This is a genomic window from Mesorhizobium sp. M0898 (assembly GCF_040319695.1).
Taxonomy (GTDB): domain Bacteria; phylum Pseudomonadota; class Alphaproteobacteria; order Rhizobiales; family Rhizobiaceae; genus Mesorhizobium.
Genome location: NZ_JAMYOE010000166.1, coordinates 1 through 526, shown reverse-complemented (window position 1 = coordinate 526; position 526 = coordinate 1). Strand labels below are relative to the sequence as shown.

The window sequence follows — 526 nt, the reverse complement described above, 5'->3', positions numbered from 1 at the left end:
TCGGCTTTAGATCCCATGAGGAGTGAACGGCGGCCGGCGCTCTGTCAGGGTGAGGCTGCATCGAACCACTCACTCAACAGGAGATCGCCGTGGAGAATGTGTCTGCCCAACCTGGAGTCCCAAACGCTGTCCGTGTCGACCTTGGAGCAATCTTTGTCTCCCTGGAACTGAGCCGCTCAACCTGGCTGGTTACGTCGTTGTCGCCGGGCAGCGGCGACAAGATGTCGAAACGTGCTGTGGATGGCGGCGATATTGCCGGACTGATCAGCCTGTTCGAAGACCTCCGGAAGAAGGCGTTGTCACGGACAGGGCGATTGTTCCCTATCGTGACCATTCAGGAGGCTGGTCTGGACGGCTTTTGGATTCATCGAGTCCTGGAAGCCAATGGGTTCGAGAGTCACGTCGTCGACGCGGCTTCTATCGCAGCGTCCCGTCGTCGCCGGCGCGCGAAGACGGACAAGATCGACGGGGAGGCATTGGTTCGAGCACTTCTTGCCTTCAAGCGTGGCGAACCGCGCGTATGTGC

The 526-nt window shown here is 59.7% G+C and carries 1 pseudogene; it reads left to right on the top strand.

Going from position 1 to position 526, the window contains the following annotated elements:
* Nucleotides 1-98 precede the first annotated feature (98 nt).
* Nucleotides 99-526: pseudogene (locus NKH90_RS34755) on the top strand (IS110 family transposase); the annotation flags it as partial.